This window comes from Priestia flexa, from assembly GCF_021441905.1.
GTDB lineage: Bacteria > Bacillota > Bacilli > Bacillales > Bacillaceae_H > Priestia > Priestia flexa.
This window is the reverse complement of the sequence record NZ_CP090431.1, coordinates 78,267-99,712: the sequence shown is the minus strand read 5'-3', so window position 1 is coordinate 99,712 and position 21,446 is coordinate 78,267. Positions and strand designations below refer to the sequence as shown.

Genomic DNA, 21,446 nt, shown 5'->3' with positions numbered 1-21,446 from the left:
TCACAATGAGAGGAGATAAACCATTATGTCAAACCATTCACTTAAAAAGCAAATTGCTGTTGCAAATAAACAAATTCCAGCTGACTTAGTCATAAAAAACGGACGTATTATCGATGTGTTTACATTAAGCGTTCTTGAAGCAGACATTGCCATCGCGGACGGAATGATTGTTGGCCTTGGTGAATATGAAGGCAAACAAACAATCGATGCGACTGGCAAATATGTCTCACCTACTTTCATTGATGGCCATGTTCATATTGAGTCATCAATGGTCACACCGAAAGAGTTTACAAAGCTTCTCGTACCGAGAGGCGTTACCACTGTCGTAACTGACCCTCATGAAATTGCCAACGTTTCAGGCGAAAAAGGCATTGAATTTATGCTCCAAAACTCTGAAAACCTTCCGCTTGAAGTACTTGTTAACTTGCCATCAAGCATTCCAGCTACTCCGTTTGAAAGCTCTGGAGCTGTCTTAAAAGCAGAGGACTTACGACCTTTTTTCAATCATGAACGCGTGATTGGTTTAGCGGAAGTTATGGACTTTCCTGCTGTCCGTGATGCGAACGATGATATGCTTGCTAAACTTCAGGCGGCCAAAGATCATCAAGGCGTAATCGATGGCCATGGAGCCGGATTGGATGCAACAGGGATTAATATTTATCGAACAGCTCACATTTCAACGGATCACGAATGCGTAACAGCTGATGAAGCACTCGAGCGCGTTCAGCGTGGCATGCACGTCCTTATCCGTGAAGGCTCTGTTGCCAAAGATTTGAAGCAGTTGCTGCCGGCTGTTAATGATCGCAACGTTCGACGCTTCTTATTCTGTACAGACGATAAGCATCTAGATGATTTGCTAGCTGAAGGATCTGTTGACCACAACGTTCGACTTGCAGTGAACGAAGGTTTGGACCCACTTATGGCAATCCAAATGGCATCATTAAACGCGGCTGAGTGCTACGGTTTAGCGCAACAAGGTGCTGTTGCTCCTGGATACAAAGCAAACATCATGCTATTTGATGAACTAGAAAATATTTATGCGTCAACGGTTATTACAAATGGAGAAGTAGTGGCCAAAAGCGGCCAGCTTGTCGTTGAACCGGCTAATGAAACAAACGAGCCTAAAGACTTGATGCACTCCGTAAATTTGAAATCTATTTCCATTGAACAGCTGCAAATTAACATGAAGAACAATAAAGCAAATATTATTGAAATCATTCCAAATCAGCTTATTACCAACCACGTAGTGGAAGAAGTAGTAGTTGAAAACGGAACGTTCACGATTGATACAGAGAGAGATCATTTAAAATTAGTCGTGGCCGAGCGCCACCACCAAACGGGCAATATCGGCCTTGGGATTGTCAAAGGGTTTCAATTAAAAGATGGAGCCATCGCAACAACGATTGCTCACGACTCTCACAATATTGTAGCCGTTGGTACAAATGATCGCGATTTACTGATGGCCATTAAAGAAATGGAAAAAATCCAAGGTGGAATTGTACTCGTAAAGGATGAACAAGTGCTTGCTTCTCTTCCGCTTTCAATTGGGGGGCTAATGTCTCCTCTACCTTACGAAGAAGTAAACAAAGAGCTTCACGTTCTACATGAAGCGTTAAAAGGATTAGATATTAGCGATGCCTTCAATCCATTGCTTACTTTATCTTTTTTAAGCTTACCCGTTATTCCATGCTTAAAATTAACGGATAAAGGACTTTTTGACTTTATGAGCTTTAAACATATTGATATAGAAGCGAATTAATTCACAAAAAAGCTCACTCTCATAAGAGAGTGAGTTTTTTATTTATACGTACGCGTAGACGTTGTTGAACGATTCTTTCGGTTTTTATAGTACTGGTAGCCTTCTTTCATTAAAATAGGGAATACAGCTACTATGATTTTTTTTAAAATTCTTCTCATGCGCATCGCACCCTTTCCTTGTCTTATGACATTAATTTACCCGACTTTCTTTAATAAAAAACATAAACAAGCAAGCAGACAAAAATCTGCTTGCTTGTTTGTGTTATGAATTATTTTGAAATAAACATTTGTGTCCAGTAAGTTGAATCTCCTTCAACAAAGCCTACACCGATGTGAGTGAAATCAGGGTTCATGATGTTTTTACGGTGGCCATCACTGTTCATCCAGCCTTCCATTACTTCTTCAGGTGTTTTTTGACCTTTTGCAATGTTTTCACCTGCAGATGAATATTCAATGCCAAATTGCTTCATCATATCAAATGGTGAACCGTACGTTGGTGAAGTGTGGTCAAAGTAACCTTTATCCATCATGTCTTTTGATTTTTCACGAGCTACGTCACTTAATTCTGTGTCAAGCTCAAGTGGTTTTAACCCTTCTTTCGCACGCTCTTCGTTTACTAGTGTAACTACTTGTTGTTCAAACTCACTTACGTCTTTTGCTTCAGCTTTTGAATCTTTAGATTCTGCTGGTTTTGCTTCAGCTTGCTGAGCTGGCTGTGCTGCTTCTTCTTTTGGTTTTGCTTCAGCTTTTGGCTGTGCTTCTTTCTTAGCTGGTGCTGCCGCCTCAGCTTTTTGTGGTTGAGCGTTGTATTTCTTTAATAACTCATCGACATTTATATTTTGTGCTGCTTGAGCATCTTTAATAGTAATTTGCTTTGGTGTGTTGCAGTCAGGTGCAGCTGCGTTAGCTTGTCCTGCTGTTAATAAGCCGATTGAAACGGCACCTGCGATTGTAGCAATACGGAACTTCTTATTCATGTTGTAAATTCCTCCTTGAAAGATATCTGTATTTGTAGACAGCTACGCTACAGAATGAATCTGCTAATCTCGCGTTGCATATTCATTGTTACATGGATTCATAGATTCAATCAACCGCTTTTCCGTTACCAAAATTAACTAGAGTTTTTTGTAATTTTTTTTAATATATCGCTAGCCCTTGGTATTCCTCACTTTTCCCCTCTCTTTTTCCATTCTATTAAAATCGCTAGTAATATAACTGTAAATATAGCGTTACAAACGTTACAAGAAAAGAATGAGAATAATAGGAACGAGACCATTTTATATCCTTTTTTACCATTCAAGAAGATGTTTTGTGATATGATTCAGTGTGTAGATTCATTTAGAAACACGAAGTACTTAGTAAATACGAAGTACTTTGTCGACATACTTACTAAAATGATCGGGGAACGATATTATGTGGAAAAATCGCAATGTATGGATTTTGCTGTTGGGTGAGCTAATCGCTGGATTAGGTCTATGGATGGGGATTATCGGCAATCTAGAGTTTATGCAGGCTAAAATCCCTTCTGATTTTATGAAATCAATTATCTTAGCCATTGGAATTGTCATTGGGGTTGCCCTCGGCCCTCTTGCTGGAAAGCTTACTGACCAATTACATAAAAAGAAAGTAATGCTAGCAGCCGGATTGCTTCGAACAATCAGCGTCTTATTTATGCTGCTTGCATTAGCAACTGATTCAATTGGCTGGATGATTGTTTTCCTTATTTTAATTCAAATTTCTGCTGCATTCTATTTTCCTGCTCTGCAGGCTACCCTTCCCCTTGTTGTAGATGAAAAAGAATTACTTCAGCTAAACGGCGTATACATGAATGTTTCTACGCTGTCTAGAATTTTAGGTACAGCATTGGGCGGTGCTCTTTTAATTATCATGCCTTTACATACGCTTTACCTCTTTTCATTCGCTGCTTATCTCGCTTTATTTTTATTAACGATGCTATTAAAAGTTGAAGATGACAGCGTGTCGAAGGTTGGGGAACATGTAAAAGAAAAGCGGGATTTTAGCACGTTATTCCCAATGATTAAGCAGGAGCCTATTGTTTCAATTACGCTTATCATGCTGTTGATTCCTTTATTATTTATTGGTGGCTTTAACTTAATTGTCATTAACATTAGTGAGCTTCAAGACAGCGCAGCTATTAAAGGCTGGATCTATACAGCTGAAGGAATTGCATTTATGCTCGGTGCGTTTACTGTTAAACAACTCACGAAATATATAAGCCAAGTGCAAATCTTATTTGTTTTTTCATTATTTGTAGGGGTTTCACAACTCATGCTCTACATGGCTACAAATTCTCTTATTACTATCATCGCATTCACAATTTTCGGTTTTGCTATCGGCTGCTTTTTCCCTGTTGCAGCAACGATTTTTCAAACAACCGTACCAAAAGACTTTCACGGTCGCTTCTTTTCGTTCCGTAATATGCTTGAACGTATCGTCTTTCAAGTTGTGCTTCTAACAACGGGCTTCTTGCTAGATAGCATTGGTTTTCAATTAATGACGGTTGCTTTTGGAATGGTCTCTGTTGGTCTTACCACCCTCTTTTACATTTGGTATCGCCAAACTCGTCAACGAGTCACTTTAAACAAGAAAAAAGCGCTCAGCTGAGCGCTTTTTATTCTTATGATAGTACATTTACTGATTCACGAATGAATGCAGGTAAATCATCAGGTGTACGGCTTGTAACTAGTTGGTTTTGGCACACAACAACTTCTTTATCATGGAAGTTTGCGCCTGCGTTTTTCAAGTCAACCGCAATTGACTTATAGCCTGTAATATCGCGACCTTTTAACGTATCTGCATTAATTAAAAGCTGCGGGCCGTGACAGATGGCCATAACCGGCTTTTTCTCATCCATAAATGCTTTTGTAAATGCAACGACATCATCGTTAGCGCGCAGAATGTCAGGTGAAAAACCTCCTGGTAAGAATAAAGCATCAAACTCTTCTGGCTTTACCTCTTTAATACCTTTATCAATGCTGATCGTTGTTTCTCCTTGCTTACCTTTTACTGTTTTGCCGCCTTCAACGTCAATCGTTGTTAGCTCATGACCTGCTTCTTTCAATGCTTTGGCAGGGTCTGTATATTCCACATCTTCAAATAAATCTGTTACTAATACTGCGATTTTTTTACTCATCTCAACAAGCAACTCCTTTATTTCTGTGTGTAATAGCTTTTGTTCTATAAATAATGTACCCTTGTCTTTTCACCTTAAACATGGAATTTACAAATGATATGTACAAAAAAAAGCTTTGCTGACCGCAAAGCTTTACCATTTTGTCTTATATTCTTTATAAATTTTGACTACAACAGGGCTCAAAATAAAGAGCGCGATTACGTTTGGCAGAACCATTAATGCATTGAATGTATCGGCTAAGTCCCATACAAGCGTGACGTTTAAAGTAGATCCTAACACAATAAAAAGTAGTACAAGCGCACGATAAACGCTGATTCCTTTTTTTCCAAACAGATAATTGATATTGTTTTCTCCAAAATAGTACCATCCTAAAATGGTTGTGAAAGCAAAGAAGAATAAACAAATTGCAATAAACGGATGGCCAAACTCGCCGAGACCCCTTGTAAAACTTTCTTGAGTTAACTGGATACCATTTAAGCCCGTTTCATAGGATTTCGTCATGATAATGACGAGCGCTGTTAGGGTACAAATAATGACGGTGTCAATTACAACCGCTATGATAGCAACTAATCCCTGCTGAGCAGGATGTTTTACGTTTGCCGCAGCGTGAGCATGAGGCGTTGAGCCCATTCCTGCTTCGTTGGAAAATAACCCACGTGAAACCCCATAACGAATAGCTTCTTTAATTGTTGCGCCGATAACTCCACCAGTGGCAGCAGCTGGATTAAACGCTGATTCTACGATTAATATAAACGCATCCACGATTCCAGAGAAATTTGCGAATACGATAACTAAGCTTCCTCCTATATAGAAAAGTGCCATAAACGGTACAACAAATTCAGCAATTTTTGCGATTCGCTGAATTCCGCCAAAGATAATAAAGCCAATTAATACCGCAACAACAATTCCTACCGCAACGCGTGGAATATTGAACGTATCAAAGGATGCTGCGATGGAGTTTGACTGCACCATATTTCCGATAAACCCAAGTGCGATAATAATGGACACGGCAAAAAAGCCCGCTAACCATTTGCTCCCTACTCCTTTTCGGATATAATAAGCAGGTCCTCCAACAATCTGGCCATCTTTCTCTTCTTTATATTTCTGCGCAAGAACTGCCTCTGCAAAAATCGTGGCCATGCCGAAAAACGAGCTAACCCACATCCAAAAAATAGCCCCAGGTCCTCCCAGAGCAATAGCTGTTGCAACACCCGCTAGATTTCCTGTCCCAACCTGAGCAGCAACTGATGTTGCCAACGCTTGAAAGGGAGAAATTCCATCTTTATTGTCAGGGTTCTTTTTAAACATTCCGCCAAACGTTTGAACAAATGCTTGTTTGAGCATTGTTACTTGGATAAAGCCTAAGCGAAACGTATAAAGGATACCAATTCCCAATAAAAATGTAATCATAAACGGCCCCCATAAAAAACCATTTATGCTATTTATAAATTCTGATATGTTCACTTTTTCTACTCACCTCAAATACTATAATGGTTAAATCAACATGTATGTTTTATCCACACTTCTACCTTCTACTTTGACATAACAAAATAGGAGGTAGAAGTATCGATGCGATAGACATCGAACCATATCCTTTGACAATACTGAGACAAAACTCCTGATTTATTGAACACAATTATGTCATTATACCGAAAAAAAATAAAAAGACAAAGTAAGTTTTTAACTGTAAACACTTACATTTCACATAAAAATGAGGATGGTACATAAGTATTTCATTCAATGATATATCCGAACTATTGAGAGTTATCTCTTTTTTATACTTCAGTTGTTTGTTGACTTGAAAAACAAGTTTAAAAAAAGAGTGGAATAGAGCGTAGGACACGCGACTCCTGTGGGAACTGGAGGAAAAACTGAGACCGCTCAGCGAAGCGAGGAGGATCAGGTTCCTCCCCGCCGAAAGCGAGTGTCTGTAGTGCAATGGAACGAACGCTTTCTGACAACTTAACTCGTTTAGAACAGTCACGATTCTTCTTTGAGAAGGAATCATGTAGTTATGTCACACCCTCATTCAGGTAAATCAAATTGTTGAAAGGTCGTGTTAAAGGAAACAGGATAAATTTCTTTACCCGCAATTGTATTAACGATACATTGATTTCGTTGAACAGATAGCCCTAAGTTTGTTGCGCTTGAACCATGGGAATGCTCAATATTTGTTAGCGTAAACATGTAATGGTCACGAGGGGTTTTGAACTGCAAGCGATAGTCTTTCATTACTTTAAAACGCTTATCATCTTCCCATTCAATTTCATTGTAAAATTTATCCATCCATTTTGGCAAGTGTGGTTTATAACCCGTTGCGAGAACCACTCGATCAGTTTCGTAAGCGAATTCTTTATTTGTTTGCTTTTGACAGCAGTGTAAGTGATAGCCACCTTCATTTGTTATTCCTTCTACTTCGATTGAAGCTCGAATCGTAACCGGAACCTCACCTTGAATCGAGCGATGATACATTAAATCATAAATATGCTGAAGAGTGGAAGCTTCAATCCCATTTCGTAAAGGATTTAAATCTTCTAACGCTTGGATTCGTTCTTTAAAAGGAAGATCATGAAAATGCTGAACATAATCTGGTGAGAATAGCTCTTGAGCAAGCTTTGACTGATCTAACTGCTGAAAGTTTGAAGAGCGAGTAAACCAACTCAGATGATAGCCATATGTAGGCTGATTTTTTAAAAGGTCATAAAAAATCTCTGCCGCGCTTTGACCAGAACCAACTACGGTAATATGATGTCCTTGTTGTAAATGCTCTTTGTGCTGTAAATATGAACTGCTATGTACGACATCATTTCCCAGGGAATGTTTTAGACCTTTTGGTACGAATGGAACTGCACCTGTTCCGAGCACCACATGCTTCGCATAAAATAGCTCCTCTTTATTGCTCTTCGTCTGCTTCACAGTTACTTCATATCCATATTCATGATTCTTTACATCCACAACTTCATGCTGAAAATGGCACGATTTAAGCTGGGCTTCTACCCATTTGGCATATTCGTTATACTCCTGCCTTGGAATATCGAATCGATTAAAATAAAAAAATGGATACATGCGCTTTTGCTTATGGATATAGTTTAAAAACGTATAGGGACTAGTCGGATCAGCAAACGTAACTAAGTCTGCTAAAAATGGTACTTGCAAGTCTGTTCCGTCAATTAACATACCGGGATGCCACTCAAATTTCTCTTCTTTATCAAAGAACACCGCACTTATTTCTTCAACAGGCTCAATTAAAGCAGCAAGTCCTAAATTAAATGGGCCAATACCGATTCCAATCACATCATATACTTGTTCGTTCATTAAAAAACTCCCTTTCATCAAAAAAGCTAACAGTTTATAGTCCTGTTAGCTTTTTACCCGTTCTACGCAAATTTATTCAGTTACCGCTACGCTCATTTTAGGGGTAAAAGCCTCAAAATGAATACTTTCGCTTTTCACTCCTATTGCCTTTAAGCTTTTAATCATTTCTTCCATAAATAATGGTGAACCACAAATATAAAAAGAAGCTTCTGGGTTTTTACACCACTTCTGTAAGTCGTCGCGAATAATACGTCCAGCTTTTTGGTCATACGTTCTGTCGGCATCTACATCTCCGTCACTATATGCTATGTGGTAGCTAAACGGATACTTAGCGAAAAGCTCCTGTAGCTCATCTTTAAAAATATGCTGTTCTTTCGTTCTCACTGCATGAATAAACGTAATATCCCGATGCTCTTCAATGGATTTTTTCAACATTGGCATTGTTGGCGTTATGCCAACTCCTCCGCTAATCAAGACCACTGGATGCTCTTCGCTCTGCTCTAAAACAAAGTCACCAGCAGGCGCGCTCATTTCAATTTCATTTCCTACTTCTACGTGATCATGTAAATAAGCTGATACTTCCCCTTCTGCTACATTCACTTCTCGTTTTACCGTAATGCGATAGTATGACTGGTCCCAAAAATCAGATAAGCTATATTGACGAATAGACATAAATTCCTCTGAAGGTACCTGAACACGCACACTTACATACTGCCCTGGTAAAAAAGTAGGTAATGGATTTTGATCGACCGGTTTTAAATAGAAAGAGTACACATCACTCGACTCTTTAACTTTCTTAGCCACCACAAACGGTTTATAATCACTCCATCCACCTTTAGCACCTTCCGCTTGCTCATACATTTCTTTTTCGACAGAAATAAAAATGTCAGCAATGTCTCCGTATGCTTTCTTCCATGCTGCTAAAATATCATCGGTTGCGCTATCTCCAAGGACCTCTTTAATAGCCCCAAGTAAAAATTCACCTACAATCGGATAATGCTCAGCTTTCACACCAATGCTTCGGTGTTTATGAGCAATTTGTTTCACAACAGGAACCAATACATGGAGCTGATCGATATGCTGTGCGGCTGCATATACCGTGTTAGCAAGAGCGGTTTGTTGGCGCCCTGTTCGTTGATTTGTACGATTAAATACGTTTAATAACTCCGGATGAGCTTCAAATAAATTTCGATAAAAACAGGTCGTAATTTGTTCACCATACTGTGCTAAAACAGGAGCCGTGCTTTTTACAATATCAATTTCATGCTGATTCATTTTGTTATCCTCCTAAAAAGATATATTTAATATATATGTTTTAAAACAAAAAAGATATATCAAAAATACATCTTTATAATACCCTAAACTTCTTGAAAAAAATAGCTACTTCTGAAAACCGCAATAAATAATTCACAAATTAGCAATGTGCGAAACAAAGAGCAACTTGCTATTCCTGTCGGAAACAGTCATGATATGATTAATAAAGTTAGTACAGAAAGAAGCGTGAAACTATGAGGCTAACACAGTATACGGATTATTCCTTACGTGTGCTGCTTTACTTAGCTGTTCGAGATCGTCAAAGCTTAAGCAATATTAAAGAAATTGCTGACGCTTATCAAATATCAAAGAATCACTTGATGAAGGTAACCCATGAACTAGGAAAGCTTGGATTAATAGAGACGATCCGCGGGCGTAAAGGCGGCATTCGATTAGCAAAAAACCCTAAAGAAATTAATATTGGTGCTGTCGTGCGCCAAACAGAAGAAGATTTTCATATTGTTGAATGTTTTAACAGCGAGCTTAATAAATGTACAATTTCTCCTTCATGCAAGCTCAAGCATGTGCTCTACGAAGCCATGCAAGCTTTTATCAAAGTACTTGATGGTTATACGCTTCAAGACTTAGTTATGAACAAAGATGAGCTAAATTTCTTATTGTTATCCGGTCAACAACTCGATTAACAAAATTGCTTCTCCCCCCTTTTTTCTTATTTTAAAAGATGTTACAATGGCACACAGATTGGAAAGACAGAGCTCTTCCATTCAAGCAGACAATGAACCTCATTCTGTTCAGCTGTGTAACTACAAATGAGAAGAAAGGGTGTTATAGGATGCATGTAGCAAGCAAAGGTTGGTACGTTGAACAATTAAAACAAAATGGTGTAAGACACCATGAAGGACGTAAAATTGAAAAGTACAAAACGCATATACTTGCCAATCTACTTGATAAGCACAAAAGATAAGCATAACCATTAACTAATTATCCACGGCTTTGGTAACTTCAAACCGCTAAATAAAGAAGATATTCTTTCTATCTTAAAAGCCTCTTTATAAGAAAATTAAAAACCACGAGAGTCTCGTGGTTTTTAATATGGTTTTTTCTGATAAAAATAATTCGGTGACAGCACCTTGTTTTTATAAGGCTTGTGAAAAATATGCGTCGTCGCTGGTGAAACTGGTGGGATGAGCCACGTCCAGTTCCCCGTTACTTCTCGTCCATTTTTCTCTTCACGCTCTTCAAATAAGCGAAACTGCTGGGCAGCTGTATGATGATCAACGATACTGACACCTTGCTCTTTAAAAGAAGACAGGACGGCCACATTTAGTTCAACAAGCGCTTTATCCTTCCATAGCGTTGCGTTATAGCGAGTATCTAACCCCATAATAGAGGCAACTTTAGGAAGCATATTATAACGATCTGTATCCGCTAAATTACGCGCGCCAATTTCTGTGCCCATATACCAGCCGTTAAACGGTGCAGCTATATATTCAATCCCACCAATTTCCAGATTCATATCAGAAATCATCGGCACTCCATACCATTTAAGCTGTAGATTAGCAAATCCTGCTATCTCTGGGTGAGTAATAGTGACTTCCTTGACAAGTTCCTTAGGAATCGAGAACCACTGCGGCTTCTCCCCATTCACTTGAATAACTAAAGGAAGCAAATCAAAGTGTGTACCGGCTCCTTCCCAACCTAACTCTTGGCACACTTTCGTAAATTCATTGGATGCGGCATCACCAAGCTGTCCATATTCCATTTCATAGCCTGCGTACCTCAGCAGCTGATGATTCCAGATTCGTACCGGCTCTTTCTCACCTGCTTTTGGTTTAAAAACCGTAATCGTTGAGCGAATTTTCCCATCGTTAGTCGCATACTCAATATGCTTATAAAGAGCATCGCGTACTTCTTCAACAGTTGATGCTTCACGCTCATCAAACACGTGAAGAGACTGCCAAAATAAGCGACCGATACATTTGTTGCTGTTTCTCCAAGCCATTCGAGCACCATGTTCAAGCTCATCAAACGTGTGAGTGTACGTTCCTGTTTCTTCAATTTCTTTTTGAACCTGCACTAAACGCTCAGCAGTTTCTTCGGCTCTATCAAGCTCTATATAACAAAGGTGAATAAATTCACTCGCTTTTATCATCAAGTCTTGTTTGTTCAATTTTGTTCACTCCTAGAAGAACAACTTCTTGCTTTTAACCGCAAGCATTCTTCAGTATACCATTACCTTGAATTAAAAGCTTTTTACAATGTTTATTTTATACGTCAGTATCCTCGATTAAGATCTACTTTATTTTCTAACGGTTTGTCCGCTTCAATTCGATCTAGCGTATCAAAAAAACAAGCAACCGCTTCTTCAGGCGTCGTAACAGCCGAAATATGAGGCGTAATTACGATGTTCTCATGCTCCCATAGCATATCAGATTGAGGTAGCGGTTCCACTTCAAACACATCTAAAAATGCCTTTTTAATTCTTCTCGTATTGATAGCTTCTATAAGTGATACCGTATCAACCGTTGCGCCTCTTCCTACATTAATAAAGTATGCACCTTGTAAAATATTCATCCACTCCGCATTAAACATACGATTCGTTTCAGGCGTTAGCGGCAGTGTATTAATGATCCAATCTGCTTGTTTTACATGCGATGCTTCATCACCTGTTGCTACAACCTGATGAAAATGTTGGTTGCTTTTGCCACTTCGAGAAACTCCTGTTACTTGGACACCAAACCTTTTTAACATTTCTGCAATAGACTGTCCAATTTCACCAGTTCCATAAATAACAACTTTTTGACTTGATAACAAAACAGGTTCCAATGGCTCCCATTTCTTTTCACGCTGTGCTTTTTGAAAAGCAACATGGTACTGAAGCTCACTCAGCATATAGCTTAAACAATACTCGCTCATTCTCGCTCCAAATGAGCAAACGGTTCTTGTCAAAATAACATCGTCTTTCCAACTATCTAATTTGACGTAGCGATCTACACCTGCTCCTAAAGAATGAACCCACTTCATTTGATGAAAGGCAAAGTTTTCAACAGGATAAAAGCTCATATAAGCATCTGCCCACTTCAAGTCCTCATCGTTTATATTTTTTTCATCAACGTAGCGAAAAGTCTTGCCTCGCTTATCTTCTCTTTCAATGATACCCTCTAATTCTTTATACATGCGGCTTGTGACCAAAATGTTTTGAATCTCCACTGTCTGCTCCCCCTTGCTTCAACCTATATCCTTGTTTCTTATTATGAAGCATGAAATAGAAACAATCGAGTCTGAAACATTTATTCATTCTTTTTTTCTGAAACAAGCGCCTAAACATCACCTGTTACGGAATGACATAATATTAGCATGGATTTATCTCTCTAATTTCGCTATAATCGGGGGTGGATTACTGATAGATAAACAATCATCGATTGATTTTAAATAGAAAAGGTGTGTAAACATGAGCGTACTAACGGTTAAAAATTTAAGTCATGGCTTTGGTGATCGCGCAATTTTTAATGATGTTTCATTTCGCCTGTTAAAAGGTGAACACGTAGGTTTAATCGGAGCAAACGGAGAAGGTAAATCAACGTTTATGAACATTATTACAGGAAAGCTCGAGCCGGATGCCGGAAAAGTTGAGTGGTCTAGAAAAGTTCGTGTCGGTTACCTTGACCAGCACACTTCTCTTGAAAAGGGATTAACAATCCGCGACGTTTTAAAAGGTGCGTTTCAATACTTATTTGACTTAGAAGCGCAGATGAACGGACTATATGAAAAAATGGCTGACGTCTCTCCTGAAGAACTAGAAAAGCTTCTGGAAGAAGTGGGTACAATCCAGGATTTATTAACGAATAATGATTTCTATGTCATTGATGCTAAGGTTGAAGAAATCGCTAGAGGGCTAGGACTAGAAGATATCGGATTAGAGCGTGATGTGCAAGACTTAAGCGGTGGGCAGCGTACAAAAGTCCTTCTTGCGAAACTCTTGTTAGAAAAACCAGAGATTCTTTTACTTGATGAGCCCACTAACTATTTAGATGAGCAGCATATTGAATGGTTGAAACGTTACCTACAGGAATACGAAAATGCATTTATTTTAATCTCGCATGATATTCCATTTTTAAATAGCGTTATTAACCTTATTTATCATATGGAAAATCAAGAGTTGAATCGCTATGTAGGCGACTACGATGATTTTATGAAAATCTATGAAATGAAAAAACAGCAGCTAGAAGCAGCTTACAAAAAGCAACAGCAAGAAATGGCTGATTTAAAGGATTTTGTGGCTCGAAACAAAGCTCGTGTGTCGACACGAAACATGGCAATGTCTCGACAAAAGAAGCTTGATAAAATGGAGGTTATTGAGCTTGCTCAAGAGCGTCCGAAACCAGAATTCAACTTCAAACCTGCACGTACATCCAGCAAGCTGATTTTCGAAACAACAGATTTAGTCATTGGGTATGACGAGCCGTTATCAAAACCACTGAATCTCCGCATGGAGCGTGGTCAGAAAATCGCATTATCCGGTGCGAACGGAATTGGTAAAACAACGCTATTAAAAAGTATTTTAGGTGAAATCAAACCGCTATCTGGTTCTGTTGAAAAAGGAGACTATCAGCACATCGGCTACTTTGAACAAGAAATCAAAAAAACCAATTATAACACATGTATTGAAGAAGTCTGGAATGAATTCCCTCACTTTACGCAGTACGAAATTCGCGCTGCGCTTGCGAAATGCGGTTTAACAACGAAGCATATTGAAAGTAAAGTTGAAGTATTAAGCGGTGGAGAAAAAGCAAAGGTTCGCCTATGTAAGCTCATTAACAATGAAACCAACATTCTTGTTCTCGATGAGCCTACCAACCACTTAGACGTAGATGCCAAGGAAGAATTAAAGCGTGCTTTAAAAGAATACAAAGGAAGCATTTTGCTTATTTGTCACGAACCTGAGTTTTATGAAGACGTTGTAACGGACGTATGGAACTGCGAAACGTGGACAACAAAATTATTTTAATTTTTTCATCACTATGTGCATATAAAGGAAAAAAGCGGGAATGCTATTAGTAAGTTCCCCCCCCTTTGTATTGAGTAACCATTTTCGGATGGTTACTTTTTTTATTTTTATAAATAAGCTGTGTATAAATTTGTTTACACCCGACCATACTAGAATCATATTCTCCCCTAATTGGACAAGCCGGTTAGCTTTAACAGCTAGCCGGCTTATTTTTTCATGTTCACCCAACTATCAAAATGATGAATGCTGAAACGGGTGGATTTATCATCTACTATAAGAATCATTTCTTGAATTTCTTGCATCATAGCTGCCTCACCTTTAGAAGCAAACGAAATAAACTTCCCTTCCGTTGAAGGCACGGTTTCCAATCCAATTTCAATAGGAGTCGAAAGCACTGATCCCCACCTACGTTCATTCTTTGTAAGCTCAATAAATCCATTTTCCCCCTTCGCTTTATTGCGATAAGCCATTATTGTTACTTCATCAACCATCTTAATAACGGAGTAAGCAAGGCTATCTGATTCAGTGGTTGAATCTATTTCATCAAACCAAAATGGAATGTCAGCTCCTACTGGCACCTGAAGCGCTTTAGCCCGATTAGCAGCGTCTCGTATCATTTCTTCATACGCACTAACGATTTGCAGCTGATTCTTTTCCCAATTCGGCAATAAATACGGCTCAACATCTAGATGAACGCCTTTAAAGCGCTCATCAACTGCTACTTCTTCTTGGTAGTATCCAATCCAGTCCCAAAAGGCTGCATAATCTGATTGACCTGACGTTGCCCATGTACGACTGCCATCTAAAGCATAGACAGTTATTCCGATACTGTTTGCAGATTTTATAAAACGTTGATATGCCAAGATAGGTACCTCATGGTTAATTTGCAAATATACACGGTTTACCTTCTTTTTTTGAATATCTTTTACCAACTGGGCTGGATTCTGTTCAATACGAGTCGTATCCCACAACCATGTTGAAAAAAACGTATCATCTACTTCTTCACCACTACTAGCAGCACAACTCGTTGAACCCAATAAAGCAAGCATCCCTACAAATAAACCAACAACTTTTCACTTCACACTTATTCCTCCCTTCTATAACCTTCGATTAAGTAAGCTTGCTTTGGATGGTTAGGCTGTTCAGGATATTTAAGCTGAAGCTTACCTTTGCGCAACATTTTAGATAAGTAATTGTTTCTTACTCCATCAGGCGTACGATCTAGTAAATGAGCTAAATCTTTTAGCCTAAGAGGCTGCTGTGCGCATAGCGAAACAATAACTTCTTCCATTTTTGCTGGACTTAATCGCTTTTTGCGCCTTGCTATTTCAGCTAGATTCCATAGAACGCTATTTTCATCTTCTAAATCTGAAATTAAAACATCTTTTTTATTATAGGAGTAATTATTTTTATTATAGGACCATTCTTCTTTATTATAGGGGTTATCTCCTATATTAACAGGACTAACTCCTATATTTTTACCCTTAAACTCCTCTATTAAATGTGAATTATCTTTATTAAAGGAGTTTACAATTTTATTATAGGAGCTACTTTTTTCAACAAATTCTCCGGTCGATTCGACATCTCCCGTTTTATTTCCCGTATTGTTATTAAACGATAAAGTCGAAGTCGTTTGATTTCCAGACTCTTTCTGTCCTTCTAGAAAAGACATAGGTAGACTGAGAGTTGTCCTCTTTAGATAGACATCTTGATCAATAGTTGGAAGCTCGTAGCCGTATGATTTCCATTTATCGTGGAGAGCGGTTAAGCCGCTTCCAGAACGTTCACATAAATTTAGTAGTCGAAATAGCTTAAATAAATGTGGATTTCTTAAATTACTCATCTTTGTTATGAACACCTTATCCACAGGAATTCGAAATAATCCTGGATTAGAGAATACGCAGCTCTGCTGATTGTATTCGAATGTTAATCCACCTTCTCCATTATAGTCTGCATGTAGCAACATGTTCGTAACTACCTCAACTAATGAGGAAGCGATCTCACCATTTGGCTGATGTTTATAGACTTGCTCTGTAACATAAAAGTAAAAGTCATATAAATTTCCAGACCATGTACCGTCCTGGGATGTGAATCGTTCATTCCATCCACCTTGTGCATCGCTTTCTCGATACTCTAAAAAGTATTGTGGTAAAATTTCTGTAATCATTCTCTCTTCACTAAACATAAGCAGGCCCGCAAGCGTTACACCTTCTTTATGAGTGTCTCTCGCTTTTCCCCATGCTCCTATCTTATAAAGAAACTCTTTGGTTTCAAGGACGTTCCAAGGATGATCTGGCTTTACTGCAGCAAACTTATCTCGATAACTTTTAATTGTTTCAAAGTTCAGCTCATTTAATCCATAATGCTCTAGGATGAGGTTATCTTGTATCATTTTTTACTCTCCTATTGTATATTTATTCGTACTTATCCATCTTTTCTGTGGATAACTAGTAAATTTCTCAGTTTATTCTTCTTATATGACTTGCAAAAACGTATTCAATACGCTTTTGAGCATACATAACTAACTACTCGTGGCTATATGTAAGCTAGACATATATCCTTTTTATTTTATCACTTTTTTCTTCTTTCCTCTTCTGCATTCTCAACTATTCATAGCTAGCTTTGTTTTGCTACATAATTCCTTCTTCTCAACCAATCTACTAGGTAAATCAATTATTCGCTCTATCCGCTCTGTTTTGTTATAATACAGAACATAATTACAAAGAGAATGAGGGATTTATATGGAAAAAGCAACGTTTGCAGGTGGATGCTTTTGGTGTATGGTTACACCCTTCGATGAACTAGAAGGCATTCATGGTATTGTATCAGGATACACAGGTGGTACCGTAGAAAACCCAACTTATGAGCAGGTAAAATCAGGTACTTCAGGTCATTATGAGGCTGTACAAATCACGTTTGACCCGGAAGTATTCCCTTACAAGCGCTTATTAGATCTTTATTGGCCACAAATCGATCCAACTGATCCAGACGGTCAGTTCCAAGATCGTGGCCCTCAATACAGAACAGCAATTTTTTACCATAATGAACAACAGCGTACGGAAGCAGAGGAATCAAAACAAGCCGTTGCCGATAGCGGCCGCTTTAAAAATCCTATCGTAACAGCGGTTCTTCCTGCCTCTGAATTCTATGCAGCGGAAGATTATCATCAGGATTTTCATAAGAAAAACCCTAAGCACTACAAAGAAGATCGTGCTAAATCTGGCCGCGATGAGTTTATTGAGGAGAACTGGAAATAAAAATAAGCACCCATGCTGGCATGGGTGCTTTCTTCTTACCAATTATTCGTATACGTTGTAGGCGTTCCTGGAACATTCCAATACTGCTGGGTTGGTTGCCATGATTTTAATGAGCCATCCGAGCGCTTGATAATCGCTTTGAACTGAACGCTTCGATCGGCTGGGAAATTAACGGTTCCTCTCCAATCTCCGTACGTTGAGTTGTAAGAGAGTTTAATTGGATAAGCGATTGTGTCCCACTGTCCAAGTTCAGGACGATCTCCGACGATGTAAACACTCTCTCCAGACGATGTAGGTGCATTTTTAACAACCATTGTCTGTGCAACCGGTTTTATATTTAAGTGCTGATTAAACTGGCTCATACGCGTTGAGTTATTAATAACATCATAGAATCTTAAAAGCGTAAAGCCCGCAAAGTTATAGTTAAATGTCATTTCAGCTGCGCGTTTATACTGCTCTTCACTTCCGATACTTAAAGCATTTTCACCATTTAATACAATCCCTTTTGCGTTTGCTAGGCTTGCAACTTCTTTTACTAACGTTTTTGGCATTGAATACTCAGGATATGTCCCGCTATCAACCATTTCTAAGCACGTAAACGTCAAATCTAGCTTGGCTGTTTTAAATGAGTCTAATAACGTACTGTAGTTATTATAACCCGCTGGCTTTTCAGCAGCATGAGGCATTGTTGGATTATTATATTGCCAGTGTATCCCTGCTATTTTAGCTCCTACAGGCACATTAAACACCGGATCAAAGGCTTGATGAGCTAATGCTCCAATACGCTTTGCATGGTCTTGCAGAACTCCTTGATACCATTCTAGAAAGTCTTTTCCATAGTTTGTGTTATATCCATCCTTTAAAAACTGATTCCCATCTGAAGGTGGTAAAATTTGTGATGTTGATGTTAAACTTAGTCCCCATGCTTGGTTTACACCCGCTAACGAGCCATACTTGTTAACGGCCCACATTTGGAATTTAGATTTTGCAAAGTCTGTGTATGCTTGAAATTTCCCTCTAGAAGGGTAGCCTGTCCCATCAGCAGCTGTATATGAAGGATAGCGAAGCTCACCAGCTGGTCCCCCTGATAAATAAACCTTTGGAATAACGTCTTTATACGGTGCTAACGCTTGCGCAAATGCTGTGTATAGCTCCCCGTACTGTTTTGTAATTACGTCTGTCGCTAATGGGTTTACTGTTTCTTTGTTTACTGTACCTGTTTCTGATTTAAAATATAGGCTATCATCTGTTTTAGTATTCCAAATCCATGAAGGAAGAGGCGTGTTACAGTCATCTCCTACATTTCCACCACATTGATGCGTCGAGATAATCGGCACCATTTTTATTCCCGCATTTCGAGCTGCCTGTGCGAATCGCTGTGCATAAGAAAAGTCGAACTGCTGGTCACCGTTTTTCTCCATATCTCCCCACCAAAAATCTACTGTCACAGCGTAAAACCCATTTTGCTTTGCCTTCCGAAGGTCATTTTCAAAAGCTTCCCACGTAGTAAACTCCGTTACTTTCTTTAGTGGTGCCATTAAATAGGTCTTGTAATTCGAGTTAAACGACTGTCCATTTACCGCTGCTTGGCTATTGGTTGGCCCTAATATGAAAGCGGCAACAAAACTTAACAAAACAATAAGTGATGCAAACTTTTTAATTGGCTTGTACATATAATTCCCCCTATTTTTTAAAATCCAATAGGTTATATTCGGCTTCTTTCTTCAAAATCCTGTTGCGAAAAAAAATAAAATCAGCGCATGAGGAGTCATGCGCTGATTTCTTATCTTATTAATTCCAAATAGCGCTTACCCATTCAGGGTGGTCAATAAATGGATTTCGGTTATGCTGATAATCTGAGTAAATAATCTCATTACGACGTCGCTCAGAAGCGTCTACAGGGTCCTGTTGATGCCACTGTAACAACACTGACAGCTTACCATGGTACGGAGCACTTCCGTTGTTTACCACATTATTCAACTCTAAATCCGGCTCATCGCTTACATCACCTTCATAACGAACAGCCATATAAAATAGCATACGGGCCACGTCACCTTTTACCTCATCGCGAGGCTCCCAAGAGTCACTATCATAGTAGTTGCCAAGCGCTTCAGTATGCTCTTTGCCACCGTTATCAAAATCTAAATTATTACGCGTACTGTTAACTGACATATCCGTTGGACGTAAATGGTGAATATCAGTTCCTGCTCCCATTGATGTTCCAAAATCTCCATGCGACTTTGCCCAAACGTGTTCTCGGTTCCAATCATTTGAACCTGATCCGTTTGTAAACTTCCCTTGAGAACGCCCTGTATAAAGTAAGATAATATTATTAGAATTAGTAGGATCTTCATCTGTTTTACGAAGTGCATCCCATACTGCTGAGTATGAAATTTCTGTATGATCATCAATGATGTTATGTAATGCTGATTTTAATTCAGTCCCCGTTTTTCCTTCAGCAGGTGAATAATACTCTTCAACAGATGAAGCGGGTGGATTTGTTGGTTCAGTTGGATCCGTCGTGCCGCTTGTTTCCTTTGACATCATCGTTACATTTTTTAAGCCTGGGTGTGAAAAATAAGCTGTTAAGTTTCCAGTCGCTGCAATTTGTTTTCCTTTTAGCGTTGGATTTGTTTGTAGTCCAAATCCTGAACGAAACGTAGACGGGATTTGAACATAAAGCATTTTAGATGGATTAGTTTCAGTTGGCGTATCCGCAATTGCTAGTGCATAGTCATTTGGATAATTACTCGTTACAACTGTAGTGGTGCCAGTTGGTTGCCCCACAACGTATCCTTCTACCGTTTGAATGGAATTATTTTGCGACGAAATGGCTTGTGAGACGCTGATTGCAGTTGCAGCTTTCGGGTGCTGCAGTGGCAGGCCGCTAATAACTAGCGCTACTAATAAAGTAACTAGAAACAACACCTTGTACAAAGGAGCAGAACTTTTCTTCAACATCATTTCCCCCTATGGAATTATTATTTGACTCTTTTTATTATAGTTTTCAAACGTTAAAATTTTTGTAGGAATTTGTTAAATTTTCTAGGGAAAAGGAATCAATCTTCTTTACAAGTCTTTCTTCTCATAGAAAAGGTCTGCTTCTTCCAAATGAAGTGTGATATAATCAACCGAATATAGAAATCATAGACTAGACAGTCTAATTTGAAATGAGGTTACTGAATGCTTACTTTTGACGAAAAACTATCCGTTATTACGTCTTTCTCTGAACTAGAGCGTAAAGACGTTTCGCTTGGACGCGTAAATTTTCAATACAATGAAAGTGTTTATGATAAAAAGAATGTGGTGTATCACTTGCACCCAAATGGAAACGGATTTGTATACGCTGGTCACCTTTCTGGCTATGACACAAATGATAAAGGCCTTGTGAATATCCGTGAGTTTTCACAGGAAGAGCTGCGTACAATTATCGAGCAGTCAATCAATAGTCTTTCTCACCGCCCTGAGCACGAAATGATTGAAGAGGCTGTAATCGGAGACGGCCGCGAGCAGCGCTGGCACGGTCCCGAAGGAGCTACGTTATTACTGGTACATGAAGATTCACTATGGAACATTTATGCTGGATTGAATTTAGAAGCTGCGTTTGAATCATATGAAGAAGCAGAAGACTATCTAATGGATGAAGGATTTAGCCGCTTGCGAGATTAATTTATAAATG

The 21,446-nt window shown here is 38.8% G+C and carries 18 protein-coding genes; 7 read left to right on the top strand and 11 right to left on the bottom strand.

All coding sequences use genetic code 11. The annotated features are described in order from the left end of the window. Positions 1-25 precede the first annotated feature (25 nt). Entirely contained in the window at positions 26-1,759 is a 1,734-nt protein-coding gene (ade, locus tag LZP85_RS00445) for an adenine deaminase (protein ID WP_226639402.1), read from the top strand. A 268-nt stretch (positions 1,760-2,027) separates the two neighbouring features. Here ade and LZP85_RS00440 read toward each other — a convergent pair whose 3' ends face one another. Then, a complete protein-coding gene (locus LZP85_RS00440; RefSeq protein WP_226639400.1) occupies positions 2,028-2,735 on the bottom strand; it encodes a CAP domain-containing protein in 708 nt (235 codons plus the stop codon). Positions 2,736-3,171: 436 nt separating this feature from the next. On the opposite strand from LZP85_RS00440, the gene LZP85_RS00435 reads away from it, so the two are divergent. Next, complete coding sequence (locus LZP85_RS00435) at positions 3,172-4,383, top strand: MFS transporter (protein ID WP_119543662.1); 1,212 nt, start codon at positions 3,172-3,174, stop codon at positions 4,381-4,383. Between the two features lie 13 nt (positions 4,384-4,396). On the opposite strand, the gene LZP85_RS00430 is transcribed toward LZP85_RS00435, so the two are convergent. The 4 genes from LZP85_RS00430 to hmpA form a co-directional block, all read right to left on the bottom strand. Continuing rightward, entirely contained in the window at positions 4,397-4,912 is a 516-nt protein-coding gene (locus tag LZP85_RS00430; RefSeq protein WP_025907522.1) for a type 1 glutamine amidotransferase domain-containing protein, read from the bottom strand. 132 nt (positions 4,913-5,044) lie between these two features. Next, positions 5,045-6,322 (bottom strand): alanine/glycine:cation symporter family protein, encoded by a 1,278-nt coding sequence (locus LZP85_RS00425; protein ID WP_076512854.1) that lies wholly within the window; start codon positions 6,320-6,322, stop codon positions 5,045-5,047. A gap of 615 nt (positions 6,323-6,937) precedes the next feature. Continuing rightward, positions 6,938-8,227, bottom strand: a complete 1,290-nt coding sequence (locus LZP85_RS00420; protein WP_119543663.1) for a lysine N(6)-hydroxylase/L-ornithine N(5)-oxygenase family protein — start codon at positions 8,225-8,227, stop codon at positions 6,938-6,940. 72 nt (positions 8,228-8,299) lie between these two features. Further along, complete coding sequence (hmpA, locus tag LZP85_RS00415; RefSeq protein WP_226639398.1) at positions 8,300-9,502, bottom strand: NO-inducible flavohemoprotein; 1,203 nt, start codon at positions 9,500-9,502, stop codon at positions 8,300-8,302. Between the two features lie 233 nt (positions 9,503-9,735). On the opposite strand from hmpA, the gene LZP85_RS00410 reads away from it, so the two are divergent. Together LZP85_RS00410 and LZP85_RS00405 are read left to right on the top strand one after the other, a co-directional pair. Next, a complete protein-coding gene (locus LZP85_RS00410) occupies positions 9,736-10,185 on the top strand; it encodes an RrF2 family transcriptional regulator (protein WP_206782829.1) in 450 nt (149 codons plus the stop codon). Between the two features lie 149 nt (positions 10,186-10,334). Continuing rightward, complete coding sequence (locus LZP85_RS00405) at positions 10,335-10,466, top strand: YflJ family protein (RefSeq protein WP_206782828.1); 132 nt, start codon at positions 10,335-10,337, stop codon at positions 10,464-10,466. A gap of 123 nt (positions 10,467-10,589) precedes the next feature. On the opposite strand, the gene LZP85_RS00400 is transcribed toward LZP85_RS00405, so the two are convergent. Together LZP85_RS00400 and LZP85_RS00395 are read right to left on the bottom strand one after the other, a co-directional pair. Continuing rightward, the gene (locus LZP85_RS00400; protein WP_226639445.1) at positions 10,590-11,654 is read right to left on the bottom strand and encodes a nitric oxide synthase oxygenase; all 1,065 of its coding nucleotides are present in this window, start codon (positions 11,652-11,654) and stop codon (positions 10,590-10,592) included. A 122-nt stretch (positions 11,655-11,776) separates the two neighbouring features. Further along, entirely contained in the window at positions 11,777-12,712 is a 936-nt protein-coding gene (locus LZP85_RS00395) for a D-2-hydroxyacid dehydrogenase (RefSeq protein ID WP_061786450.1), read from the bottom strand. 241 nt (positions 12,713-12,953) lie between these two features. Here LZP85_RS00395 and LZP85_RS00390 point away from each other — a divergent pair, with 241 nt between their 5' ends. Then, on the top strand, positions 12,954-14,510 hold the full coding sequence (locus tag LZP85_RS00390; protein WP_025907535.1) for an ABC-F family ATP-binding cassette domain-containing protein: 1,557 nt from the start codon (positions 12,954-12,956) through the stop codon (positions 14,508-14,510). A 206-nt stretch (positions 14,511-14,716) separates the two neighbouring features. On the opposite strand, the gene LZP85_RS00385 is transcribed toward LZP85_RS00390, so the two are convergent. After that, entirely contained in the window at positions 14,717-15,547 is an 831-nt protein-coding gene (locus LZP85_RS00385) for an amidase (protein ID WP_119543399.1), read from the bottom strand. Between the two features lie 47 nt (positions 15,548-15,594). Continuing rightward, complete coding sequence (locus tag LZP85_RS00380) at positions 15,595-16,902, bottom strand: ATP-binding protein (protein ID WP_226639396.1); 1,308 nt, start codon at positions 16,900-16,902, stop codon at positions 15,595-15,597. A gap of 349 nt (positions 16,903-17,251) precedes the next feature. Here LZP85_RS00380 and msrA point away from each other — a divergent pair, with 349 nt between their 5' ends. Beyond that, positions 17,252-17,767, top strand: a complete 516-nt coding sequence (gene msrA, locus LZP85_RS00375; protein ID WP_025907539.1) for a peptide-methionine (S)-S-oxide reductase MsrA — start codon at positions 17,252-17,254, stop codon at positions 17,765-17,767. Between the two features lie 35 nt (positions 17,768-17,802). On the opposite strand, the gene LZP85_RS00370 is transcribed toward msrA, so the two are convergent. Next, complete coding sequence (locus LZP85_RS00370; protein ID WP_119543401.1) at positions 17,803-19,440, bottom strand: family 14 glycosylhydrolase; 1,638 nt, start codon at positions 19,438-19,440, stop codon at positions 17,803-17,805. Between the two features lie 118 nt (positions 19,441-19,558). Beyond that, positions 19,559-20,728: an endonuclease gene (locus LZP85_RS00365; protein ID WP_224840348.1), complete on the bottom strand. Its 1,170-nt coding sequence runs from the start codon at positions 20,726-20,728 to the stop codon at positions 19,559-19,561. A gap of 222 nt (positions 20,729-20,950) precedes the next feature. Between LZP85_RS00365 and LZP85_RS00360 the strand changes: the two genes are divergently transcribed. Continuing rightward, on the top strand, positions 20,951-21,436 hold the full coding sequence (locus LZP85_RS00360; protein WP_025907547.1) for a hypothetical protein: 486 nt from the start codon (positions 20,951-20,953) through the stop codon (positions 21,434-21,436). The last annotated feature ends 10 nt before the right edge of the window (positions 21,437-21,446 follow it).

Excerpts from the sequence above, each read along its gene's own strand:
- LZP85_RS00435 (WP_119543662.1), top strand. The coding sequence starts at position 3,172 with ATGTGGAAAAATCGCAATGTATGGATTTTGCTGTTGGGTGAGCTAATC.
- LZP85_RS00400 (WP_226639445.1), bottom strand. The coding sequence starts at position 11,654 with ATGATAAAAGCGAGTGAATTTATTCACCTTTGTTATATAGAGCTTGAT.
- LZP85_RS00390 (WP_025907535.1), top strand. The coding sequence starts at position 12,954 with ATGAGCGTACTAACGGTTAAAAATTTAAGTCATGGCTTTGGTGATCGC.
- hmpA (WP_226639398.1), bottom strand. The coding sequence starts at position 9,502 with ATGAATCAGCATGAAATTGATATTGTAAAAAGCACGGCTCCTGTTTTA.
- LZP85_RS00430 (WP_025907522.1), bottom strand. The coding sequence starts at position 4,912 with ATGAGTAAAAAAATCGCAGTATTAGTAACAGATTTATTTGAAGATGTG.
- LZP85_RS00425 (WP_076512854.1), bottom strand. The coding sequence starts at position 6,322 with ATGATTACATTTTTATTGGGAATTGGTATCCTTTATACGTTTCGCTTA.
- LZP85_RS00440 (WP_226639400.1), bottom strand. The coding sequence starts at position 2,735 with ATGAATAAGAAGTTCCGTATTGCTACAATCGCAGGTGCCGTTTCAATC.
- LZP85_RS00405 (WP_206782828.1), top strand. The coding sequence starts at position 10,335 with ATGCATGTAGCAAGCAAAGGTTGGTACGTTGAACAATTAAAACAAAAT.
- ade (WP_226639402.1), top strand. The coding sequence starts at position 26 with ATGTCAAACCATTCACTTAAAAAGCAAATTGCTGTTGCAAATAAACAA.
- msrA (WP_025907539.1), top strand. The coding sequence starts at position 17,252 with ATGGAAAAAGCAACGTTTGCAGGTGGATGCTTTTGGTGTATGGTTACA.
- LZP85_RS00420 (WP_119543663.1), bottom strand. The coding sequence starts at position 8,227 with ATGAACGAACAAGTATATGATGTGATTGGAATCGGTATTGGCCCATTT.
- LZP85_RS00360 (WP_025907547.1), top strand. The coding sequence starts at position 20,951 with ATGCTTACTTTTGACGAAAAACTATCCGTTATTACGTCTTTCTCTGAA.
- LZP85_RS00380 (WP_226639396.1), bottom strand. The coding sequence starts at position 16,902 with ATGATACAAGATAACCTCATCCTAGAGCATTATGGATTAAATGAGCTG.
- LZP85_RS00365 (WP_224840348.1), bottom strand. The coding sequence starts at position 20,728 with ATGTTGAAGAAAAGTTCTGCTCCTTTGTACAAGGTGTTGTTTCTAGTT.
- LZP85_RS00370 (WP_119543401.1), bottom strand. The coding sequence starts at position 19,440 with ATGTACAAGCCAATTAAAAAGTTTGCATCACTTATTGTTTTGTTAAGT.
- LZP85_RS00410 (WP_206782829.1), top strand. The coding sequence starts at position 9,736 with ATGAGGCTAACACAGTATACGGATTATTCCTTACGTGTGCTGCTTTAC.